This window comes from Abyssibius alkaniclasticus, from assembly GCF_020447305.1.
GTDB classification, from domain to species: Bacteria; Pseudomonadota; Alphaproteobacteria; order Rhodobacterales; family Rhodobacteraceae; genus Abyssibius; species Abyssibius alkaniclasticus.
The window spans coordinates 1574734-1596990 of sequence record NZ_CP095732.1; the positions used below are offsets into that span (position 1 = coordinate 1574734).

General features: G+C 59.7%; 21 protein-coding genes. 12 read left to right on the forward strand and 9 right to left on the reverse strand.

Annotation, left to right across the window (positions count from 1 at the left end; translation table 11 throughout):
* Positions 1 to 89: 89 nt before the first annotated feature.
* From LGT41_RS07890 to LGT41_RS07905, 4 genes are all read right to left on the reverse strand, one after another.
* Positions 90 to 2705, reverse strand: a complete 2616-nt coding sequence (locus LGT41_RS07890) for a DEAD/DEAH box helicase (protein ID WP_274129586.1) — start codon at positions 2703 to 2705, stop codon at positions 90 to 92.
* 4 nt (positions 2706 to 2709) lie between these two features.
* Positions 2710 to 4404: a site-specific DNA-methyltransferase gene (locus LGT41_RS07895; RefSeq protein ID WP_274129587.1), complete on the reverse strand. Its 1695-nt coding sequence runs from the start codon at positions 4402 to 4404 to the stop codon at positions 2710 to 2712.
* Positions 4405 to 4594: 190 nt separating this feature from the next.
* Positions 4595 to 6247 carry a tyrosine-type recombinase/integrase gene (locus tag LGT41_RS07900; protein ID WP_274129588.1) on the reverse strand — a complete coding sequence of 551 codons (1653 nt, stop codon included), beginning with the start codon at positions 6245 to 6247 and terminating at the stop codon, positions 4595 to 4597.
* A 393-nt stretch (positions 6248 to 6640) separates the two neighbouring features.
* On the reverse strand, positions 6641 to 7324 hold the full coding sequence (locus LGT41_RS07905) for a GntR family transcriptional regulator (RefSeq protein WP_274129589.1): 684 nt from the start codon (positions 7322 to 7324) through the stop codon (positions 6641 to 6643).
* A gap of 465 nt (positions 7325 to 7789) precedes the next feature.
* Between LGT41_RS07905 and LGT41_RS07910 the strand changes: the two genes are divergently transcribed.
* Complete coding sequence (locus LGT41_RS07910; RefSeq protein ID WP_274129590.1) at positions 7790 to 8533, forward strand: SDR family NAD(P)-dependent oxidoreductase; 744 nt, start codon at positions 7790 to 7792, stop codon at positions 8531 to 8533.
* Between the two features lie 94 nt (positions 8534 to 8627).
* Here the strand turns inward: LGT41_RS07910 and LGT41_RS07915 are convergent, their stop codons facing one another.
* Positions 8628 to 8939, reverse strand: coding sequence for a cupin domain-containing protein (locus LGT41_RS07915; protein ID WP_274129591.1), 312 nt, complete (start codon positions 8937 to 8939; stop codon positions 8628 to 8630).
* A gap of 102 nt (positions 8940 to 9041) precedes the next feature.
* On the opposite strand from LGT41_RS07915, the gene LGT41_RS07920 reads away from it, so the two are divergent.
* From LGT41_RS07920 to LGT41_RS07945, 6 genes are all read left to right on the forward strand, one after another.
* On the forward strand, positions 9042 to 9977 hold the full coding sequence (locus LGT41_RS07920; RefSeq protein WP_274129592.1) for a sugar kinase: 936 nt from the start codon (positions 9042 to 9044) through the stop codon (positions 9975 to 9977).
* Between the two features lie 12 nt (positions 9978 to 9989).
* Complete coding sequence (locus tag LGT41_RS07925; protein WP_274129593.1) at positions 9990 to 10730, forward strand: ribonuclease activity regulator RraA; 741 nt, start codon at positions 9990 to 9992, stop codon at positions 10728 to 10730.
* Entirely contained in the window at positions 10727 to 11875 is a 1149-nt protein-coding gene (uxuA, locus tag LGT41_RS07930; protein WP_274129594.1) for a mannonate dehydratase, read from the forward strand. Before LGT41_RS07925 ends, uxuA begins: the two co-directional genes overlap by 4 nt.
* 232 nt (positions 11876 to 12107) lie before the next feature.
* A complete protein-coding gene (locus LGT41_RS07935; protein WP_274129595.1) occupies positions 12108 to 13103 on the forward strand; it encodes a TRAP transporter substrate-binding protein in 996 nt (331 codons plus the stop codon).
* Positions 13104 to 13192: 89 nt separating this feature from the next.
* The gene (locus tag LGT41_RS07940) at positions 13193 to 13684 is read left to right on the forward strand and encodes a TRAP transporter small permease (RefSeq protein ID WP_274129596.1); all 492 of its coding nucleotides are present in this window, start codon (positions 13193 to 13195) and stop codon (positions 13682 to 13684) included.
* Complete coding sequence (locus LGT41_RS07945; protein WP_274129597.1) at positions 13681 to 14991, forward strand: TRAP transporter large permease; 1311 nt, start codon at positions 13681 to 13683, stop codon at positions 14989 to 14991. Before LGT41_RS07940 ends, LGT41_RS07945 begins: the two co-directional genes overlap by 4 nt.
* Positions 14992 to 15018: 27 nt before the next feature.
* Here LGT41_RS07945 and LGT41_RS07950 read toward each other — a convergent pair whose 3' ends face one another.
* The 3 genes from LGT41_RS07950 to LGT41_RS07960 are packed head-to-tail and all read right to left on the reverse strand — an operon-like array spanning position 15019 to position 16752.
* Positions 15019 to 15525 carry a hypothetical protein gene (locus LGT41_RS07950; RefSeq protein ID WP_274129598.1) on the reverse strand — a complete coding sequence of 169 codons (507 nt, stop codon included), beginning with the start codon at positions 15523 to 15525 and terminating at the stop codon, positions 15019 to 15021.
* A gap of 2 nt (positions 15526 to 15527) precedes the next feature.
* The gene (locus tag LGT41_RS07955; protein ID WP_274129600.1) at positions 15528 to 16163 is read right to left on the reverse strand and encodes a ChrR family anti-sigma-E factor; all 636 of its coding nucleotides are present in this window, start codon (positions 16161 to 16163) and stop codon (positions 15528 to 15530) included.
* Position 16164: 1 nt separating this feature from the next.
* Entirely contained in the window at positions 16165 to 16752 is a 588-nt protein-coding gene (locus LGT41_RS07960; RefSeq protein WP_420720206.1) for a sigma-70 family RNA polymerase sigma factor, read from the reverse strand.
* A gap of 157 nt (positions 16753 to 16909) precedes the next feature.
* Here LGT41_RS07960 and LGT41_RS07965 point away from each other — a divergent pair, with 157 nt between their 5' ends.
* From LGT41_RS07965 to LGT41_RS07985, 5 genes are read left to right on the forward strand one after another with little or no spacing between them, the layout of a single operon-like run.
* Positions 16910 to 18190, forward strand: a complete 1281-nt coding sequence (locus tag LGT41_RS07965; protein WP_274129601.1) for an NAD(P)/FAD-dependent oxidoreductase — start codon at positions 16910 to 16912, stop codon at positions 18188 to 18190.
* Positions 18187 to 18942: a DUF1365 domain-containing protein gene (locus LGT41_RS07970; RefSeq protein WP_274129602.1), complete on the forward strand. Its 756-nt coding sequence runs from the start codon at positions 18187 to 18189 to the stop codon at positions 18940 to 18942. The genes LGT41_RS07965 and LGT41_RS07970 overlap by 4 nt, the downstream gene beginning before the upstream one ends.
* Positions 18942 to 20099 (forward strand): SAM-dependent methyltransferase, encoded by a 1158-nt coding sequence (locus LGT41_RS07975; protein ID WP_274129603.1) that lies wholly within the window; start codon positions 18942 to 18944, stop codon positions 20097 to 20099. The genes LGT41_RS07970 and LGT41_RS07975 overlap by 1 nt, the downstream gene beginning before the upstream one ends.
* Positions 20092 to 20862 carry an SDR family NAD(P)-dependent oxidoreductase gene (locus tag LGT41_RS07980; protein ID WP_274129604.1) on the forward strand — a complete coding sequence of 257 codons (771 nt, stop codon included), beginning with the start codon at positions 20092 to 20094 and terminating at the stop codon, positions 20860 to 20862. The genes LGT41_RS07975 and LGT41_RS07980 overlap by 8 nt, the downstream gene beginning before the upstream one ends.
* The gene (locus LGT41_RS07985) at positions 20859 to 21257 is read left to right on the forward strand and encodes a DUF2177 family protein (RefSeq protein ID WP_274129605.1); all 399 of its coding nucleotides are present in this window, start codon (positions 20859 to 20861) and stop codon (positions 21255 to 21257) included. The genes LGT41_RS07980 and LGT41_RS07985 overlap by 4 nt, the downstream gene beginning before the upstream one ends.
* On the opposite strand, the gene LGT41_RS07990 is transcribed toward LGT41_RS07985, so the two are convergent.
* Positions 21254 to 22249: a C45 family autoproteolytic acyltransferase/hydrolase gene (locus LGT41_RS07990; RefSeq protein ID WP_274129606.1), complete on the reverse strand. Its 996-nt coding sequence runs from the start codon at positions 22247 to 22249 to the stop codon at positions 21254 to 21256. The genes LGT41_RS07985 and LGT41_RS07990 overlap by 4 nt on opposite strands.
* Between the last annotated feature and the right edge of the window lie 8 nt (positions 22250 to 22257).

The window sequence follows — 22257 nt, forward strand, 5'->3', positions numbered from 1 at the left end:
AATTACTGTGGCGAATCTGCATCACCGGCAACGACGTGAATGCCATTTGTTTTTGCTTTATTGGGATCAGTTAGCGGCGGGCGCGTCCGTTAGCTACCTGTAGCGTCGGCCGAAAGGTGTTTGGGCAGTTGCGCTTTGATGTCAGACATCAGGATCAAAGCGCATTCCACCGTTTCGCCGGTATTTTCCAATTCGAGCTGCCCGGCTTCAACGGCGTTTTCCCAGTTGAAGTTTTTGGTCAGGAATTCAAGCACGTCGCGCTTATAGTCAGTGTCGGGGTTTTGCAGATGATCGCCCTTGGTTTCAAGGGCAACTATCTTGCGTTTGCTACCGGCGCCATCCACCGCAAACAGAAAATCGGGATAAATTCTGCCGCGCTTCCAACCTTGCAGCCCATAGCCGCCTTGCGCCAAGGCAACGTTGCGGTGCCACCATTTGATGGCTGCGCTTGCGTCTAGCATGACGGCCACGCTTTGCTCTTCAGTGTTCAACTCGGCCTGATAGACGGGCGCGAACAGGCTGCGTTCCAGTGCCCCGCCCTGGCTGCTTACAACTTGAGGCGCGCCATCGGGCGCGGTCGTTATTGATCTATGTGGCATCTGCCAGTTCCGACCGTCGAGCCTCAGCCGAAACTGGATTTTTCCCGCCTCGACTTCCGCCTTGAACATGGCTTCGGCGCGTGTGCTGCGCTCACTATCCAGCCCTTTGCGCAACTCATCAATAATGAAACTTGCATGGCGTCCCAGCTTGGCATCGTCAAAGCCACGCTTGCGCAGCGCGCCCAATACGCGCGCGACAATATCGCGACCAACAAAAGGGTTGGGAACCAAATCCGAGATGACCCTCACCGCATAGGCCGGGTCGAATGCCAGCACTTCGGTTGATGCGGCAACACTGTGCCCCGTGATCGCCTCTGTGCCGCTGTCTGTAAGGCTTATGCGCTGGAGCTGCGTGGCGGTTTCTACAGGGTTTTCGGGTATCTGCGCGGCCAGTGTTGCAGGGTCGAAGTCGCGCCAATCAATTGCGGCCAGCAGGTCGGTTTCATAATCCAGCTCGCGCAGGCTTGCACCGTCTGCGCGCAACACGCGCGGCAGGTATATGTCCAGCTTTTGATACGCTGCGCGGCGCTCAAGCTGGCGGCTGTTGCCTGCAATCGCACTGGCCGCGCCACCGGCTACCGTCAGGACCAGATCAGCAAGCCCGTCTTTCTCCAAGCCGTCCTTGACCGCGCCGACAACAAGCGCCGTGTCGGCATGATGCGTGATCACATGGCACTCATCCAGCGCCGCAATGCCGGTTTTCACAGCATCGGGCTGGCGCAAAATGCGCCCAATCAATTGCGTCATGGCGCTCTTGTTGCTGCTGGCGGCCAGTGAACACAGCACATAGGCAAAGGGGCAGTCCCAACCCTCTTGCAGCGCCGATTTCGTGATGATCACCCGGACCCGGTTGGTGCGCGCAAGCAGATCAAGGTTTTCGGGCTGGTTCAGGTCATTCGTTTCGGCGGTTTTTATGGCAACTTCGGCCTCATCATAGCCGGTTTGCAGCAACCATTCCTTGACGTCTTCGGAATGGATATGCGCACCGTCGCGCTGGTCCTTGCCCGTGCGTTCTACCTGCACCAACATGATCGGGCGGATATAGCGCCCGGTATCGGCGCGGTAGGTGTCAGCGGCCCTGTGAAGCTCGTCCAGCTTCGCTACCGCCGCTGTCAGTGTTGCCCGCCAGTCGGTGCCTTGGCGCGGGTCAAGGTTCAGCGGCATCTTGATCATGTCTTCGGCGTGCAATTCGCGGCCCGTCACCTCGACCAACAAATTGGCATAGCGCGCGGGGCGCGGGTTTGGCGGGCGGGTTTCGGCAACATCCTTGGGGGTCGCCGTCAGTTCCAGCACAAAGATCGGGTTGAACCCGTATAGCGTTTCATGCGCCAGATCAGAGGTTGCCTTTTGCCCTTCATCCATCACCACAATGGGGCGGATCAGGCGCAGCGCATTGCCCAAACTATCCTTCACCATTGGGTAAAGGTCGTTATAGCCGTCAAGATTCGGGGTCGCTTCCAGCGCGGCGCGATGCGCCAACTGGTCGCCTTCGGGCGGAAAAAACCCATGCACATCGCCACGGTCGCGGAACATGCGCAGCGTTTCCTTGTTCTGGCGGTTGCCCGATTGCAGCATCAAGACCATTACGCATAAATGCCTGTCCACATCGGCGGCGTGCAGCCTGTCACCCTTTTCCATGATCCTGACCCGCCCCGCTGCCGCACGGTCAAGCGCCTGGCGATAAGCGTGCTGGCGATCTTTGAGGTGTTTGAGCGTTTGGGCATAAATCGCCTCGTTCGGCACAACCCAAAGCACAAAGCCGGTATTGGCCCCCAGATAGCGCCCCATGATGCGTGAAATCGCGTTGACGGCCAGATAGGTTTTGCCGCCGCCGGTTGGCACTTTGAAGGTTACATTGGGCACGACACGGCCAATACCATCATGGCGGGGCGAAAACGGTATGTCGGCGCGCGATGCTGGCAACCTGCCTGCCGCGCGCAAGCTCTTCCAGGCGGCCTCGGCATAGTCGGGCGGGGTCAGCCCCAGCTCGGGGTTTTGAGCGGCCAGCACGGCCACTTTTTCGGCCTTGGCCTTTTCCGGTTTCAATACGTCCAGATAGGCGTCCAGCACATCCAGCACGCGAAGTTGATAGTCGAGCTGCCGCATCGCGCTACTCCCGTTCTATCCGGTAAAGGGCAAAGGGCAGGGGCACAAATTCGACCGGCAGGTTCAGATCGTTGAGCATTTTCTGCGAGACATGCCGCGCCGGGGCAAAGACCAGATGCCGCGCATCGGGTGTAGCCCCGGCAATCTGGCGGGCGAAAGACAGCGTGAGCGCCGCTTCGGGCGATTTAAGCCAGTCCAGATCGGGGCGATAGATCAGCCACAGGTGCTGGCCATCGACCGTGCCCAGATACTGCTTGCCTGCATCCACTTGCGCCGGGTCCAGCGGGGCGCTGGTGGCCATGTGGAACAGCACCGCGCCAAGCGCTTCATAGCTTGGCAGGTCTTTACCGGTCAGAATATTGTCCAGATCAACCGGTTCGCCAAGCGTGCAATAGGTAAACGCGCCGCCCAGGCCTTCGGCCCTGTTCTTGACGGCCTTTTCGCCGGTCACGATCAACTCGCCATCTTTGATGGTTTTGCTGATCTTGTCATATTCATGGCCGAGCAAGTTTTCGATTTTTTCAACCTGCCCGGTCAGCTTGTCGGCTTTTTGCAGTTTGGACCAATTCAGCTTTTCGCGCAAAAGCTCGGTTTTCTGGGTGCCGGTGAAGTCATAGCCGTTGATCACCCGCCGCACCCGCTCGGCGGTCAGCCGGTCGGCATAATCCTCCATTTCAACAAGGATGAATTTGCGACTGCCGCCATCGCGCCTGTTGGCCTCAAGAACGGCATGGGCTGTGGTGCCGGATCCGGCGAAGGAGTCTAGGATAATTCCGTTGGGCGGCGCTCCAAGTTCAACCACTCTATCAATCAGCCTACTGGGCTTGGGCGTTCCAAAAATCTCACTCCCAGCCTCGGAAAATAATTCCAAAATCTGCCGTTTTGCTTCCTGCGTGTGGCCCACCTCCGACCAGTGCCAAATTGTTTGTGCCACACGGCCATGTCTGACCTCAGACAGAAAAATTTTTGGCGCTGGCACATTGTTGCCATCTTGCCCCCACCAAATTCGGCCATCGCCGTCTAATTCACGAAGTTTATCTTCTGAAACTCGCCAGTAAGACCCCGGTGGTGGCCCATCAATAACTCTGCCTCCGGGGCAAGTAATTCTATAAGTCCCTTTGCTATAGAAATTCCTAGCTGCAAGATTATTTGGCCGCCATCGGCCCCTAGAATCGTTGTCTAGATTTTTATATGCATCATCTTGGCTTTCAGTCCGCGCGAGCAGATTTGGCTTCCACGCATTAATGTTTTTTGCATAGACTAAAATATAGTCGTGGTCTGACGAAAAGTATTGGACTGTTGCTTTCGGGGCGTAGTTCTTGTGCCAGATAACGGTATCAACAAAATTCGTGCTTCCAAATATTTCATCCAGCATCAACTTCGCCCGATGCACTTCATTGTCATCCAGCGTCATCCAGAAACTGCCGGTTTCCGCCAGCAACTCATACAACAACCGCAGCCGGGGCCACATCATCGCGCACCATTTGTCGTGGCGTAGCCCGTCCTCGATCCCGATCGGGTTGGCGTCCAGCCATTCCCTGATCATCGGGGCGTTGACATTGTCGTTATAGGCCCAGCCTTCATTGCCGGTGTTATAGGGCGGGTCGATGAAAATGCAGTCGACCTTGCCCGCATACATGGGCAGTAGCGCCTTGAGCGCGTGCAGGTTGTCGCCCTGCACGATCAGGTTGCCATCCAACGCGACCGGGCCAATGCCCTTTTCGGCCTGGGGCACAAGCGGGCGGAAGGGCACGGCAAGGTGGTGGTTATAGACAAATTCCTTGCCCTTGAAATTCAACTCGGTCATCAGCCCGCCCCCAAATACGCTTTGCCCCTATAGACCAGATAGCCGCCGCCAAGGGCAATAGGCTTGCCACTGCCGCCGCCCGCTATCTGGCCTGTAATGTGGCATCCGTTTCCCCAATAAAGACATAACGTTCCTTCGCAGCTTGCAACTGCTTGGCGGTCTTGTCCGGGTTTTTGGCAAGTTCGGCGCGCATACGCTTGGCCAAATCCGCAAGGGTTGCGGGCAAATCGTCAAACCCGACGCCCATAAGCGCGCCCAGCGTAATGCTGGTGCCAAGGACATTGCGAAAGAGCATGTTGATATGATCTTCGCGCTGCACGGCCTTGAGCGGGTTCGGGTCGGCGCCGCTGCGCATTTCGGCCAGGTCGTCATTCATGGCCTCGCAAGCGGCATCCCAAAGCGGATGATCGGGCCAGCGCGCGCGGTTGCTATCGCCCGGCACGGGTTGTGTATAGCGGATGACTTGCCCCGATTGGCGGCACAAATCGCCAAAGCGGTCAAAGAATTGCGCCCAAGTGCGAATGCCCCATGTGTCTTTAAGCAGGTCTTTGCCTGCCCGAAATTCCACACGGATAACGCGGTTTGCATCGGCTTGTGCGGGGTCGGGCGAAAGTAGCGTTCTGTCAGGCCCGATTTGGGCAAGCGTATGGTTCCAGATACCCCACCAATAGGATTTTGAATGCGCTATGACCTCGGCCCGCTTGTCATAGACAATCGCCTGCCGGTTGCGGCTGCTGCCAATGGTAACAGATGTTGTGCGGCCCGACTTGCCGTTCACAGATTTTTCGGTATCGGTTACATGGTCACGCCGCCCGGCTGCGCTGTGCATGACAAATTGGTCGGGTATCAGCACAAAGCCCGGTGCAAGCAGGTCCACGCAAAAATCGGCGCGTGATATGCTGATATCGTCGGGGCCATGCTGGATGCCTATGCGCCGCCGCCCGGTCTTGCTGTCGGGCAGTTCCAAATGCCGCGCCGTGACCCAATCCCAACGCAAGGTTCTGATCTCGCCCAAGCGACAGCCCGTAAACAGCAAGAGCAGAATCGCTGACACGGCGTGAACGGTTTCCGTGCCGTCCTCCAGCGCTTGGCCCAGGACCTCGCCCAAACGGGCTTGTTCGGCTTCTGAGAGGTAACGCTTCTTTTCTTCCTCGCGGAATTTCTTGATCCGCCGCACGGGGTTGGAGCCTTCGGCGCGCAAACCCCAATCCTCGGCAAGGTTGAACATCCTGGAGGCAAGGCTCAGCATCCGGTTGGCCTGATAGGGCGTATCGCGCAGGCTGTGGTGCAGTGCCACGATATCGGCGCGGGTCACATCGGCAATATGAAACAGCCCTATCTGCGGCTTGATCAAGCGCGCGGCAATGCTGGCATAGTCGCGCGCGGTCGAGGGTTTGACGTGATGCGCGGCGTAGTCATTCAGGAACCTGTCAATCAGGCTGGCCACGGTCGGGGCGGTGCTGCGTTCTTTCTTGTCTCCAGACGGGTCGCCACCTTGGGCAATCTCGCCCAAGAGCTTGCGCGCCTGCTTGCGGGCTTCATCCGAGGTCAACACGCCGTGTTGGGCGATTGTAATGCGCTTGGTGCGCCGCCCGACACGGTATTGCACAAGGTATGTTTTGCGTCCCGACGGGAACACCCGAACGCCAAATCCGGCAACCTCGCTATCCCACACAAAATACTCATTTGCGCGGCTTTCCAATGCTTCAACATTTCTCTTGGTTAGCTTGAACATATCCAGAACACCCTCTCACCCAATTCCAAATCCGGAAGCCATACGGAAGCACGGTGCAGCGGATTGGAGCGTTAAGCATGAGTCATCGGCGTGAAGCTCGTCAAGAATAATCGAGCAATAACAATCATTTATGCAAGACAGGCGCGATGTGGCGAAATGCGGCGAAACAGCCTGAGAGTGATTTGTAATCAGTGGGTCGGGAGTTCGAGTCTCTCTGGGGGCACCATTTTGGCGGGGCTTTTGTTTGCTGTGGGGTCGGGACGGTTCGGCTGGTTGCGTTGCGTGCCGCATTGGTGGGCATTTTTTGCGTTCGAGCCCGTTTCAGCCAGCATGACTTCAGGGTAGCATGACCGCTGGCAGCCTGCTGTTCAGATCGGTCAGAATGCGGCCTTGCTAGTCATCAAAATAGTCCGGATTGTTTTCCTGTATGCTTTCGATTGTCGCATCCAGCCGTGACAGATGGAGCATTCCCGCCGCGACGGCTTCCTCGGCCTTGCCCGCGCCAACCGCGGCGGCAATGGCACGATGGTCGGCCAATAACTGCGGCATCCGGTCTTCCTTGGCGAGGCCGAGCATACAAAGCCTGTCGACATGGGCCTTTTCAAAGGCGATGACTTCGAAGGCGAAGTCGACCTTGGCAATCTTGCACAGGTTTTCATGAAACACATAATCGAGCTTGCCGAATTCCTCGTAGTTTCCGGCCTCGACAACCAGCGCCTGGTGGGCAAGGCTTGCCTCCAGCAGCGCGCCGTCAAGTGCGGTGGCATGTTTGGCCGCCCGGCGCAGCACTTCGGATTCAACGCTGGCGCGCACAAAGCGCGACTTGGTGATCTCGTGCGATGAGAACCGCTTCACCTCGGTCGCCTTTTGCGGGCGGATCATGAGCAGGTTCAGGTTTTCAAGCCTGCTGAACGCATCGCGCACGGGCTGGCGGGAAACGCCGAACTGCGCGGCGATATCCGCTTCGGATATTTTGTCGCCCGGCAGCAGTTCCAGCGTGACGATGGATTTGTGCAAATGGTCGAAGACAAGGTCGACACTGGTCCGGCGGTCGCGGGCCTGGGCAAGTGTTGGCATTGTTATATCCTCCGTTCGGGGCCAGAATCAGGGGCCCTGGCGCACTTCATCCTGCGGGCCGTTGCGTTGGCGCAGCAGAATTTCATTCCGGGCTTCGCATGATGCGCGTGATACTGGCCCATGTTGCGGTCTCTTTCAATATTGCCATGCGGTTGCGGCAAGGCAACAGCGCGATGCAACTGGCATTTTGCAACTTTGCCTGCATGTCTGCGCGGCGCATCTGGCGCAATGTGTTTGTGCTGGAAATTCATGGTGTTCCTGGGCTGTGCCCGCATTGATATGCGAAACCTTACCAAAATCAATACTAGTATACCAGTCTGTCATACACTAGTATCCCGCACGGAGATAGGCGAATCGCATTTACCCCATTCGCAACCGTCCGCCAGGCATGAAAGCCGCGGCGCTGGGTGCCGGACAGGTCTGATGCCGGCAGCCGGACGCATTGTATAATCGAGAGGACACAGAATGAAACTCACCAACAAGACAGCAATCATCACGGGTGGCGGCCGCGATATTGGCCGTGCCTGCGCCTTGAAGCTGGCCAAGGAGGGTGCCGCGGTTGCGATCAACTATTTTTCCAGCAGCGAGGGTGCCGATAGCGCGGTTGCGGAAATTCAGGCCGCGGGTGGCAAGGCCTTTGCCTTGCAGGGCGATTTGAATACCCAGGCGGGGGTGGATGCGCTGGTCGGCAAAACCGTGGCCGAATTTGGCGGGATTGATGTGCTTGTGAACAACACGGGCGGGTTGATTGCCCGTAAAACCATTTCCGAAATGTCGCTGGAGCATTGGAATGCCGTGATGGACCTGAACCTGACCAGCACCTTTCTTATGGTCAAGGCCTGCATTCCGCACCTCAAGCACGGCGCGATTGTGAACCTTGCCAGCCAGGCAGGGCGCGATGGTGGCGGCCCGGGTTCGGTGGCCTATGCCACCTCCAAAGGCGCCGTCATGACAATGACCCGCGGCCTTGCCAAAGAGCTTGGGCCGAATGTGCGGGTGAATGCGCTATGCCCCGGCATGATCGATACCGATTTTCACAATATCCACACCGCCGATGCCGCGCGGCGCGGCTTTGAGGCATCGGCCCCGGTCAAACGCCAGGGCGTGCCGGAGGATGTTGCCAATCTGGTGCTGTTCTTGGCCTGCGATGACTCTGCCTTCATCACCGGTGCGAATGTCGATATCAACGGCGGTATGGTTTTCAGCTGAAAACGGCGCGGCCCGGGCGGTGCGAAATGCAGATACGCGCGCGCCCTGGCCGCAAATCGCACGCAAGGCGATGGGGCAGGCTTTTCGTGACGCGTTACAGGAAATCGTCCCGGCGGGGGGTGAAACAGTCTATCAACCGGCCGGGTTCGAGGCATATGCTGCCATGAACGGCGTTCGGCGGAATGACAAAACTGTCGCCCGGCCCGACTTCGCTGATGACACCATCTATGGAAAAGCGGAACCTGCCACTTTCGACATAGGTCGATTGAATATGAGGATGGCTATGCAACGCGCCTTCGGCATCTTTTGCGGTAAAGTTGAATGCCACCACCATAAGCTGGGCGTGGTCGGCCAAAACCTGGCGCGATACGTTTTCGGCTGTCGCCACAATCGGGAAATCTGCCATAGGTCTGTGCTTTTGTCTGCTCCAATGGGTCCTGTCGGGCAGAATAGGGTGCCAGTCTAGCGAATGGAAGCGGGTTTGAATATGGTGAAGCAGAAAGCCTTGATGACAGGTCTGCCAGCAGGCAGGCTGCGCATTGTGTCGATTGGCGAATGCATGGTCGAGCTTGCCCCGGCGGCGACCCCCGGGCAGTTGAAGCAGGCCTTTGCAGGGGATACGTTCAACACGATCTACTATACCAAATTGCTGCGCCCGGACTGGCACGCGCGTTATCTCAGCCGTGTCGGGGCCGACCAGATTTCGGCGGATATGCTTGCGCAGATGGCGGCGCATGGGCTTGATGTTTCGCATATCCGCAAAAGCGAAACGCGCACGGTGGGGCTTTACCTGATATCGCTTGCCAATGGCGAACGCAGTTTCGCCTATTGGCGCGGCCAGTCGGCTGCGCGGCAACTGGCCGAAGACCCGCAGCTGGTTGCCGCCGCCATTGCCGATGCCGATATCGTTTTCTTTTCCGGGATCACAATGGCGATTCTGGAGCCTGATACCCGCGCCGGCTTTCTTGATGCCATTGCCAGGGCGCGCAAAGCAGGCAAAACCATTGCGTTCGACCCGAACATGCGCCCGCGCCTGTGGCGCGATGCCGATGAGATGCGCGAAACGATCATGCGCGCTGCGGCTGCAAGCGACATCGTGCTGCCTTCGTTTGACGAGGAATCGGCGCAGTTTGGCGATATCGGCCCGTCGGCAACCATTGCCCGATACCAGGCGGTCGGGGCGGCTTCGGTTGTTGTGAAGAACGGGCCGGGCGCGGTGTGCTATGCGCATTGCGGCCAGTCGGGAGAGGTGCAGCCAGACCCTGTCGGCCAGTTGGTCGATTCCACCAGCGCGGGCGACAGTTTCAATGCCGGGCTGTTTGCGGGGCTGGCGCAGTTTGGCCGCATCGAACCCGCAATTGAATTGGCATCGGGCGTGGCACGCCAGGTGATCGGCCAGCGTGGCGCGCTCGTGCCGCTGGATCTGGACGCGCTGCAACGATAAAGGACCTGGACAATGGCGAACCCGAAACCGGCATCTGAAACCCCCGTAGCGCCCGAAACGCTTGCGCAGTTGCAACAGGTCAGCACGGCGACAATCGCCACCCTGCTTTACAAAAAGGGCTATAAGAACTGCTATGTTCAGGGGGTTGTGCCATTGGGGCAGAACCAGCCCCGCATGGTGGGCCCGGCCTTTACGCTGCGCTATATCGCAGCGCGCGAGGATACAGACCCGATCGAGGCGTTTCGCGAACCCGACCATCCGCAGCGTGTTGCCATAGAAACCTGCCCGAAAGGCCATGTTCTGGTGATGGATTGCCGGCAGGATGCCAGCGCCGCCTCGGCCGGCTCGATTTTGCTGACACGGCTGCAAATTCGCGGCGGTGCCGGTGTTGTCAGCGATGGCGGCATTCGCGATGCGGCCGGGGCGGGCGCGCTTGCCATGCCGGTTTTCGCGGCCAAAGCCTCGGCCCCGACCAACCTGACCAAACATCATGCGGTGGATATGGATGTGCCGGTCTCCTGTGGCGGCGTTGCCGTTTATCCGGGCGACATTGTCGTGGGCGACGCCGATGGCGTGATGATCGTGCCGCGCCATCTGGCCGATGCGCTCGCCGCCGAGGCGGGGCCAATGGAACTGTTCGAGGAATTCGTGCTTGGCGAGGTGCTGCGCGGGGTGGCGATCATCGGGCTTTATCCGCCAACCGACCCCGACACGCTTGTGCGTTTTGAAACATGGAAGGAGGCCCGCAAATGAAGGAAACATGGCGCTGGTTTGGCCCGCTGGATGCGCTTGGGCTAGATGAGGTGGCACAGACCGGGGCCGCCGGAATTGTCAACGCCCTGCACGAGGTGCCCTATGGCGAGGTCTGGCAAAGCGCCGACATTGCCGCGCGCCGCCATCTGATCGAATCCGCCGGGTTTGACTGGGATGTGGTCGAAAGCCTGCCCATACACGAGGCCATCAAACGCGGCGATGCGCCATTGGAGCCGCTCTTTGCCAATTACCGGCAGTCTATGGCGAATCTGGCGGAGAACGGCATCAGAACGATCTGCTACAATTTCATGCCGCTGCTCGACTGGACGCGCACCGATCTGGCATCGCCCCTGCCGCGTGGCGGCACCTGTCTGCGCTTCTCGGCACCCAAAATGGCGGCGTTCGAGCTTTACATGGTCGGGCGCAGGGGGGCCGAGGCCGATTACAGCGACGCGGTTCTTGCCGCCGCTCGGGCGTGGTTTGCCCAGGCAAGTTCCGATGATCAGGCAGAGCTGCTCAAGTCGATCATGTCAGGGCTGCCCGGTGCCTATGACCGCTACAGCCTTGAAACACTGCGCCGCGCGCTTGACGCCTATCAGGGCCTGAGCCGTGACGATCTGCGCGCCAATTACAAGCGTTTCCTGCAAGAAATCATTCCCACCGCGCAGGAACTCGGGCTCAGTTTTTGTGTTCATCCCGATGATCCGCCGCGCGATATTCTCGGGCTGCCGCGCATCGTTTCCAGTGCCGATGATATCGGCTGGGTGCTGGATGCCGTGGACGCACCGGAAAACGGGCTGACCTTCTGCACCGGCTCGCTGGGGGCCAACCCGTTGAATGATTTGCCGGAAATGGTGCAAAAATTCGGCGCGCGCATCCACTTTGCCCATTTGCGCAATGTGGTCAAAGACCCTGACGGTTCGTTTGAAGAGGGCACGCATTTGGGGGGCGACAGCGATATGGTCGCCATTCTGCGCGCGCTGCTCGCAGCGGAATCGGCGCGCGGCATCTCGCTGCCCTTCCGGCCCGATCATGGGCATGACCTGCTCGATGACTCTGGCCGCAAAACGCATCCCGGCTATCCGCTCATCGGGCGATTGCGCGGCCTGGCCGAGCTTCGGGGGGTGATTGCCGCGCTGGCATAGTTGCAGCAGATCGGGGTTGCAGCAGATCGGGCGCATGACCCCGGCGCGTTGGTCGGATCGTGTTGAATAAAATTCTAGTATACTAGAATACAACGTGTTAAGAAATTCAGATCAGAGTGATTCTGCTAGGCGATTTGCGCCTCCGCCTTTGGGATGGAGCATTGGGTGCAAAGCGTCAACTTTCGCAGCATGGGCACGCTCATGCATATCAACTCGTTCCAGGGAGGAACGAATGACAATACAACAGTCCACACGAGCCCTTTTCACGGGTGCCGCGCTTTTCGGTGCGCTTGCCGCATCTGGTGCCGGCGCGCAGGAAGTTACCCTTCGCGGCGCAAGCATGTTCGACGAAGCCCACGCGTTCACACGCACAATGGTGCGCTTTGCAGAGCTTGTTGAAGAAAAATATGACGGCGATGTCACCTTCGATTTGCGCCTGAACGGCGAATTGGGTGTCGAGGCCGATTATGTAACCTTCCTGCAGCAGGGCGTTGCCATTGATTATACGATCATGGCGCCCTCGAACATGGCCACCTTCGCCCCGGCAATTCCGCTGATGGACATGCCCTTCCTGTTCCGCGATCTGGCCCATTGGGAAGCCGTGCTGTCGAGCGACGTTCTGGCACCGCTCGAGGCTGAATTGCTTGAAAAAGCCGATATCATGATCATCGGCTATACGGGCGGCGGTGTGCGCAACATCCTGTCGAGCCAGCCGATCCGGAATATCGACGAGCTTGCGGGCTTCCGTATGCGCGTTATGGGTGCGCCGATTCAGGCGCAAATCTTCTCGGCGCTGAACGCGGCCCCGTCTGCGATTGCCTATAACGAGGTGTATAACGCCATTCAGACCGGGGTGATCTCCGGCTTTGAAAACGAGGCTGCCAGCATCCAGAACCTGAAGTTCTACGAGGTTGCACCCTATGTGACCCTGACCCAGCACACCATTACCGTGCGCCCGATCGTGATGAGCGGAAAAACCTTCCGCAGCCTGCCCGAAGACCTTCAGGCCGCAATTCTGGAAGCCGGTGCCGAAGCCGGTGCGTACGGGCGTGCGCTTGAATCCAGCGAAGATGGCATCAAACTGCAAGAAATGGTCGATGCCGGCCAGATCACCTTGTTCGAGTTTGAGAACCGTGATGCCTTGCTTGACATGGTCACTCCGGTGCAGGATGCGTTTGCCGCCGATCTTGGTGCAACCGCGCTGCTGGAAGCGATTCGCGCAAAATAAGCACGAACCATGACGCAGCGCACAGCCCGGGCCTGACGTTCGGGCTGTGCGACGACGCGCAGAGCTACAAGCAATTCAATGGGGGGCTCATGGGCCGTATACTTGAAGCTTTCTGTCAGAGCTTGCGGATTGTGCTTGGCATTCTCGTCGCATCCCTGGCCATTCCCGTAAGTATGCAGGTTATCGCCCGCTATACCGGCGTGATCCCGGTCTATTTATGGACAGAGGAACTGGCGACATTCATCTTTGTCTGGGTGGTCATGATCGGCTCGATGGTCGCGGTCTGGGAGGGCACACATTTTGATGTGCGCGTCATTCCGGATGCGCAGCGCCCGCTGCTGGTCTTTTTGCAACAGGGTCTGGTCTTGCTGCTGATTGGCGTCTTTGCGTTGCTCTTTGCCTGGTATGGCATTGAATACGCGCAGTTCGGTGCGCTTCAAAAATCGGTCATGCTTCAGGCCAACAAGATTTACACCTTCATTTCGGTGCCCTTGGCCGGCGCGGTCTGGGCGATCTTTGCGTTCTACCGCCTGGCCGAGGCATTCGGCACTTACCGCGCAGCCCGAAAGGCGAATTCATGATCGTTTCAACAGGTCTTGCCTGCGCCATTCTGGTTGGCGGGTTTTTGTTTCTGGTGCTGATCCGCGTGCCGGTGGCCTTTGCACTTGGCATTGCGACAATTCCGGTTGTTCTGCTCGATATCCGCCTGACACCCTTCATCGTGCTGGACCGGATGTTCCAATCCTACAACTCTTTCATCCTGCTGGCCGTGCCCTTCTTTCTGCTGGCGGCCAATCTGATGAATTCCGGCAAGATCACCGACAGGCTGATCGAGCTTGCGCGTGTTCTGACCGGCTGGATGCCCGGCGGGCTTGGCCATGTGAATGTGGCGGTTTCCATGCTGTTTGCAGGCATTTCCGGCTCGTCCACCGCCGATGCCGCCGGCTGCGGCAAAATCCTGATCCCGGCCATGATACGCGAAGGCTATGACCGGCGGTTTGCCATTGCCATTACCGCCTGCTCGTCGGTCATGGGGGTCATCATTCCGCCCAGCATTCTTATGGTTGTCTGGGGCGGGGTGATGCAGGTCTCGGTGGGGGCGCTGTTTCTTGCGGGGGCCATTCCCGGCCTGCTGATCGGGCTGAGCCTGATGGCCACGGTCTATGGCTATGCAAAGGTCTATGACTATCCAACCGCCGGCCGCCCGAGCTTTGCCGAATTCTGGCACGCCCTGCGCGGTTCGATTCTTGCGCTGCTTACGCCGGTTCTGGTGATTGGCGGTATCGTCGGCGGTATCGTCACGCCAACCGAAAGCGCCATCATCGCGGCCTTCTATGCGCTGATCCTGGGCATGTTTGTCTATCGCACGGTGTCGCTGCGCGATCTTGGGCATGTCTTTTACGATACCGGGCGCTTCGCCTCGATCTCGCTTTTTGCGATTGGCACCGCCTCGGCCTTTGGCTGGATGCTGGCCTTTTTCAACGTCCCGCGGCTGATCGTCGATTTCATGACATCAATGGAGTTTGGCACCTTCGGCACGGCCATCGTGATCGCGGCGCTGTTTCTGTTCTTCGGTCTGTTCATCGACGCGATCCCGACAATCATCATCCTTGGCACGGTGCTTTTGCCGGTGGCGACGGCGGCTGATATTCATCCGGTGGTCTTTGCAATCATCGGTATCGTTTCGCTGGCCTTCGGGCTGGTCACGCCACCCTACGGGCTTTGTTTGCTGATATCGGCGTCAATAGGCGGCATGAATGTCGTGCAGGTGATGCGCGATGTGGTGATCATCCTGATCCCCATGCTGCTTATCCTGTTTTTGATCATCCTGTTCCCGGAACTGGCGCTTTGGCTGCCCAAAATGCTGATGCCAACCACATTCCGCTAGGCGGCAAATGGCGCTGTGTCCCCGGCCCTAGATCAACGCATCATGGGCCCATTGCAAAAGCGCCTGTCGCTGGCGGGGGCGGCAGAAAATGTCGCCGGGAAAGCAATTGGCGCGGATCTGGCCTGCATGGCGGGCAAAGCCGCGCCAGCGGGCGATCTGGATCTTGTCGATATCGGCGATGCGCCGGCCGGCATAATAGCGGCAATACCATTGGAACCAGCCGCGCGGGTCGGGGCCGTAAATCCAGCCCTTTTGCCGCCAAACCTGCAAGGGCTGGCGGCTCTTGACGCCGAAATAGTTGAGCGTGGCATCGGGTTTTTCGCTGAGTCTGGCGCGTTCGAACCATTCGGGCGGAAATTCGGCGCGGCAATCATTCATGTAGCGCCCCTCGAACACGCCCATTTCCAGCATTTGCTGCGGCGTGTAACGGGGGGTGAAGCCCGCGTCAAAACCGGCACCCATCGGGGCGACGCGCAGATAGCGATAGTCGCTTTGCATTTTGTCATTCACGCGGGTTTCGCTGAGCTTGTGCATGGCTAGATGCGGAAGATCGGCTGCAACAGGCGCGGGATGAGCGATGAAAACCGCAAGGGCGCATCGGTGGCGGCAAGGCAGATGCAGGGCGCGCCCTCATCGGCAATCGGCTGATGGTCAAGGTCGTCATTGGCCACCTCCAGATCGCCCACACCAAAGCGGCCGGTGGAATCGCTGAAGCTGCCTTGCAGCACCAGCGTCAGTTCCAGCCCGTTATGGCTGTGTTCGGGCACGGCCTGGCCGGGGGCGATATAAAGCAGCCGCGACGAGCCCTGGCGGTTGGCCGAAAGAATGCACTGCCGGTTGCCCATGCCCAGCGAGCGCCAGCGCGGCGGCTGGCCGTTCAGCGCCTGCATGATCGGGCCGGGGAAAATGCCCGAGGGGCGGAAGGCGGGCTCGGGCTTGCGCGGGGCGTCGAGCATGGCGAGCAAGGCTTCGCGCCTGCCTGCACTCATCGCCGCTGGCCCACCGCCTTCAAGCACGGCACCGCCCGCGGCCTGATGCGCCTCGTAAGCCGCGCGGCAGTCCAGACACAGCGAAATATGCGCGGCAACCGCCAGCGCATAGGGGTGGCCAAGGTTGCCGCTGGCATAGGCGGCGAGCAGGGCGTCGGGGGCGTGGTGGGAAATGGCACTCATATCAGCGCAATCCCTTCAATTCGTGGCGCAGCTTTTCAAGCCCGAGGCGGATGCGCGACTTGATCGTGCCAAGCGGCAGGCCGGTTTGGTGGCTCAGGGCCTGATGGGTCATCTCGCCCAGATAGGCTTTTTCGACAATCTCGCGCTGCTCGGGGCTGAGCGCGGCCAGGGCGCGGGCAAGCTGTTCGCCTTCCTGCTCGACCGCCAGAATCTGGCTGGCATCTGGCTCTTGTGCCGGGTCATTGTCCAGATCATCGGGCAAAGGGCGGCTTTCGCGGCGCAGCAGGTCCACATGCCGGTTGCGGGCGATCTGGTAGATCCATGCCGACACCTGGGCGCGCTGCGCATCGAACTGCGCGGCCTTGTGCCAGGCGGTCAGCATCACTTCTTGCACAATGTCTTCGGCCTGGGCGGCGGGCACGCCACCGCGCATGAAAAACCCCTTCAGGCGGGGCGCGAAATGGTCGTAAAGCTGCGCAAATGCGCCACGGTCACGCGCATCGCGCACGGCCAGCATCCATGCAGTCTGGGGTGAGATTTCGGCCTGTTTGGGTGGTGGCACCTTAACCTTGCCCCTTCGCATACGCATGGTCTGCAGCGCCGGAACGCCGTAGCTGAATGTATCGTTTATTTGGGCGCTCTGTGCAAACATATAGCTGTTACGCGCATATCCGCCATCTGGATCATTTTTGATCCAAACCAGTTGCTGCTGCGTAACCCTTGTAAATGCAGCAAGTGGATTAACGATGTCATTCAATGCCTTTCCCATCCGCCCCCAACGCGTTGCCATTATCGGCGGCGGTATTTCGGGAATGGCCGCAGCCTATCTTCTGGCGCCGCATCATGCGGTAAGCCTGTTCGAGGCGGCCCCGCGCCTTGGCGGCCATGCGCGCACGATTGTGGCGGGTCTGAAGGGCGATCAGCCGGTCGATACCGGCTTCATTGTCTTCAACTATGCCAATTACCCGCATCTTACCCGCATGTTTCAGGCGCTCGATGTGCCGGTGGTCAAAAGCGATATGAGCTTTGGCATTTCGGTCGATGACGGCCGACTCGAATATGCCTTGCGCAATATACGCGCGCTGGTCGCGCAAAAACGCAACATGCTGCGCCCCGGTTTTGCACGGATGCTGCGCGACATCATGCGCTTCAACGCCCAAGCCGAGGCGCTGGCGCGTGATGACAGCACGACGCTGGGCGAATTGATGGATGACATGCAGCTTGGCCCGTGGTTCCAGAATTACTATCTGATGCCGTTTTGCGGTGCCATCTGGTCAACCCCGCCCAGCGAAATCCGCAAATTTCCCGCCCGCGCCATTCTGCGGTTCTTCCGCAACCACGCGCTGCTTGGCGCTGCCGACCAGCACCAGTGGTGGACGGTGGAGGGCGGCAGCGTTGAATATGTAAAGCGCCTTGGCGCGCATCTTGCGGCATCGGGTGTTGAAATTCTTCCGGCAACCCCGGTGGAGCATGTGCAGCGCGCCGGCGGCAAAAGCGTGATCACTGCCAAAGGCGCGGCGTTTGAGCCGTTCGATCAGGTGATTTTCGCCTGCCATGCCGATCAGGCCTTGCGCCTGCTGGCCAGCCCGACAGGGGCAGAGCAGGCCGCGCTGGGCGCCGTGAAGTTCCAGAACAACGAAATGGTGCTGCACCGCGACACGGCGCAAATGCCAAAGCGCCGTAATGTCTGGTCAAGCTGGGTGTATAAGGCCGACAGCAACGGCGCCAATACTGCAATAGGCGTGACCTACTGGATGAACCGGCTGCAAAACATCCCGCAGACCGACCCGCTTTTCGTCTCGCTCAATCCGGCGCGCCCGGTGCGCGATGAACTGATTTATGACCAGACCACCTTTCGCCATCCGGTGTTTGATATGGGTGCGCTCGCCGCCCAAAAGCAACTGGCGGCAATGCAGGGGCAGAACAATACATGGTTTGCGGGCGCATGGCTGCGCCACGGCTTTCATGAAGACGGATTTGCCAGTGCCGCGCGTATCCAGCGCCAGATGGACATGGCCGCCGTATGAGCCACGGTGTTGAACATATTGCCGGCACGACCATGCACAAGCGGCGCGGCGAGCTGCATCACGGGTTTCGCTACGGGGTCGATTATGTGCTGATCGACCCCGAGGCCGACCAACCCAAGCCGCGCCTGTTTTCACGCAACCGCTTCAACCTGATGGCCGTGCATGACCGTGACCACGGCGGCGCGATTGGCGCCGGGCAGGGCGCGGTCTGGCTGCGGCGCTTTTTGGCCGAACAGGGGCTGGGCGGGCGCAAACTTGCCCTTGGCCTGCTCACACAGCCGCGCTTTCTGGGCTATGTGTTCAACCCGGTCAGCTTTTGGCTGGTCAGCGAGAATGATGCGCTGATCGCCGTGATCGCCGAGGTTTCCACCCCGTTTGGCGACCGTCACTCTTATTTTTGCCATGCCGAGGGTTTTGCGCCGATCACACCGCAGACCAGACTCGGCACCCAAAAGGCGCTGCATGTCTCGCCCTTTCAGGATGTGGCGGGGCATTATGCCTTTGGCTTTGAGATAACACCTTCGCAAATCGCCATTTCCATTGTGTTTACGCATGGGGAAAATGGCGTTGTCGCCACGTTGAGCGGGCCGCGCGCCCCCGCCACAAGCCTGGGTCTGCTTTGGGCAAGTTTCCGCCGCCCCTTTGGCGCCTTGCGCACGATTACGCTGATCTACTGGCAGGCCCTGCGCCTTCGGCTGAAAGGGGCGCGGTATCGCACGCGCCCAACCCCACCCAAATCGGAGATTTCTTGATGGGCCTTTTTGACTCCAGCATCAAACGCGGGTTTCTGGAAACCTGTGCCACCATCCGCCAGGGCAGCCTGCGCCTGCGCACACCCGATGGCGCGGTGCATGACTTTGGCCAGGGCGCGCCGGAAGCCGCGCTTGAAATTCACGATTGGGCCGCGATTACCGCCATAGCCGGGCGCGGCAGTATCGGGCTGGGTGAAACCTATGTCGCCGGAATGTGGGACACGCCTTCGGTGGAAGCACTGGTGCGGGTCGGGCTGCTGAACCTAGATCATTTTCGCGGCTATGCCTATGCGGGGTTCTGGAACAGCCTGAAATTCCGCCTGGTCAACGGGCTGATGCGCGCCAACTCGCGCCGTGGCGCGGCCCGCAATATCCGTGCGCATTACGATGTTGGCAACGAGTTCTACCAGCTTTGGCTGGATGACAGCATGACCTATTCTTCGGGGCTTTATGCGGCCGGCGATGATGATCTTGGCCGCGCCCAGGCCCGCAAATATGACCGGATCCTGAACCGCCTGCCACAAAGCGAGCGGATACTGGAAATCGGCTGCGGCTGGGGCGGTTTTGCCGAACGCGCGGCGCGCGCGGGCCAGCATGTGACGGGGCTGACGATTTCGCCCAGCCAGAAGGGCTATGCCGATGCGCTGCTCGATGGCCGCGCCGATATCCGTTTGCAGGATTACCGGCAAAGCACGGGCAGGTTCGACTCGATCGTGTCCATCGAAATGGTCGAGGCGGTGGGGCGGCGCTATTGGCCCATCTATTTTGCCACGCTCAAGGCGCGGCTGGCCGAGGGTGGCACGGCCATGTTGCAGGCCATTACCGTGCCGGATTCGCATTTCGACATTTACCGCCGCACGTCGGATTATATCCGCCATTACACCTTTCCCGGCGGGATGCTGCTTTCAGATGCGGTGATCGCCGATCAGGCGCGCAAGGCCGGGCTCAAGGTGGTGGAAAGCCACGCATTTGGCCGCGACTATGCCCGCACATGCCGCCAATGGGCGGCGCGGCTGGCCGAACAGTCCGCGCGTCTGACAAGGCTTGGGCATGATCTGCGGTTCAAACGCAACTGGCAGTTTTACCTTGAATCAAGCGCCGCCTGCTTTGCCGTGGGCCAGACCGATGTTGTGCAGGTGGAGCTGGCCCATGCCTGAAGGTGAACTCATCTGGATCATTGGTGCCAGCGAGGGCATTGGCGCGGCATTGGCCCACCACTATGCGGCGGCGGGCGCGCGGCTGGTGCTTTCGGCGCGTTCCGAAGACAAGCTGAACGCCATGCTGGCCGAGCTTGATGGCAAGCATATCGCTGTGCCACTGGATGTGAGCGACCGCGCCAGCGTTGAGGCCGCCGCCAGAACCATTGCACCCCTTGGCCCGCTGGCCCGTGTGGTGCATCTGGCGGCGATGTATGACCCCGGCCATGTGCGCGATCTGGATGCCGACAAGGCCGCGCAACTGGTCACCACCAACCTGATGGGCAGCTTTCATATCGCCCAGATTGCCCCAAGCCTGCTACGCCAAGGCGGACAATTGGCGCTGTGTGGCTCGGTTGCGGGCTATATCGGCCTGCCCAAGGGGCAGATTTATTCGGCCAGCAAGGCAGCGGTGATTAACCTGACGGAATCGCTGCGGCTGGAACTGGCGGGCGCGGTGGATGTGCGGCTGATCTGCCCCGGCTTTGTCGACACCCGCCTGACCCGGCAGAATGACTTTGCGATGCCCGCCATCATCACCCCCGAAGCGGCCGCCGGCGCAATCGCGCGCGGGCTGAACACGCGCCGCTTCGAGGTGCATTTTCCCAAGCGGCTGACACTCGGCCTCAAACTGCTCAGCGCCCTGCCTTACTGGGCCGCATTGCCGCTGCTGCGCCGCTTCATGCGCGCGCAATCCACCAAGAACACGGAGACGATTTCATGAGCATCCTTGCACTTTACGCCATTACCGTTGTGAGTTTTCTGCTCGCCGATGCGATTGGGCTGCGCTTTCTGGTCAAGCCGGTATTTGACCAGTATATCGCGCATTTATATGCCGAACCTCTGCGCTATGTGCCCGCCGGGCTGTTCTACCTTGGCTATGTTGCCGGGATCTTGTGGTTTGTCTCGCTGCCCGCACTGAAAGCGGGAGACCCGATGGCCGCGCTGCTTGGCGGCTTTCTATTGGGGCTGATGGCCTATGGCACCTATGAGTTTACCAATTATGCGACACTGCGCGACTGGACACTGCACCAGGTGGCGGTGGATACGCTCTGGGGGGGCGTTCTGACCGGGTTTTCGGCCTGGCTGGGGGTTACTGTCATGCGCGCCTGGGGTTAAACCTGGGGCAGCGCAGCCGGTTCAGCCGCGCCGGGAATATGCACCTGGCGCGCGGCCTCGACAAAATCCTTCAAATCCAGCGCCCATGTCGTGCCGGGCCAGCGAATTTCCATATTCTGGCGGCGCGGGCGGTAAACGGCGGTGTAAAGCGTGCCAAAACCGGCGGCAAAGGCGGTGGAATACAGCGGCGGGCGCAAAAAGGCGTTGATGAACTTGTCTTCAGGGTCGCGGTGCAACGCGATGCGGTTCAGCAAGAAGCGTTCACGCTCGACCGTGGCGGTAAACCGCGCATGGCTGATCCATTCCACATTCTCCTGATGGTTGGTCGCGACGGCGGTATGTGACAATATCGTGGGCCGGTCGGGTGACATCATGGCCGTGACATAGTTGCGCTTGCGGTCCAGCACGGTGACATTGTAACTCATATGCGTGGGAATGCGCGCCAGCGCCGCGCCAGCCTGCTCGACCGTTTCGCAGGTTTGCAGCACATAGCGCAAGATCAGCGGCACGCCGAAGCCTTCGCCCACCACGCGCCGCCCGCCAAAGGTAAGCGAAATGGACAGGCCGGCATCGTTCATCCCGTCAACCATGCCCCACAGCCCGTCGGACACACCCATAACCTTGCGGCCCTGCCAGCCGGTATGGGTGATCAGGCAATCGAACGCGCTGGCATGATAGTCGTAGTTGCGCACCATCACAGGCTCGCGCCCCGTCCAGATGGCTTGCGAGCAGCCCGAAAGATAGGGCGGCGGGCAATAAAAGCTCAGGAACCGCGCCGCATGGTCGCCACCGCCGGCCAGTTCGCACAGATCGTCGTAAAGCGGCACGATCTCGGGCATATGCGCTTTCAGCGCCCGGCGCCCCTCCAGATAGGTGGGGCGGGCGCTGTCACCCTCTTTCAGCCACCATTTATGGTAGTCGGGCCAGTATTCGGCGAAAAGCCCGGCCCATTTCGGGCCGGGCTGATCTTCTGAGATGGCACGCCAAAGCATGGCGTCTC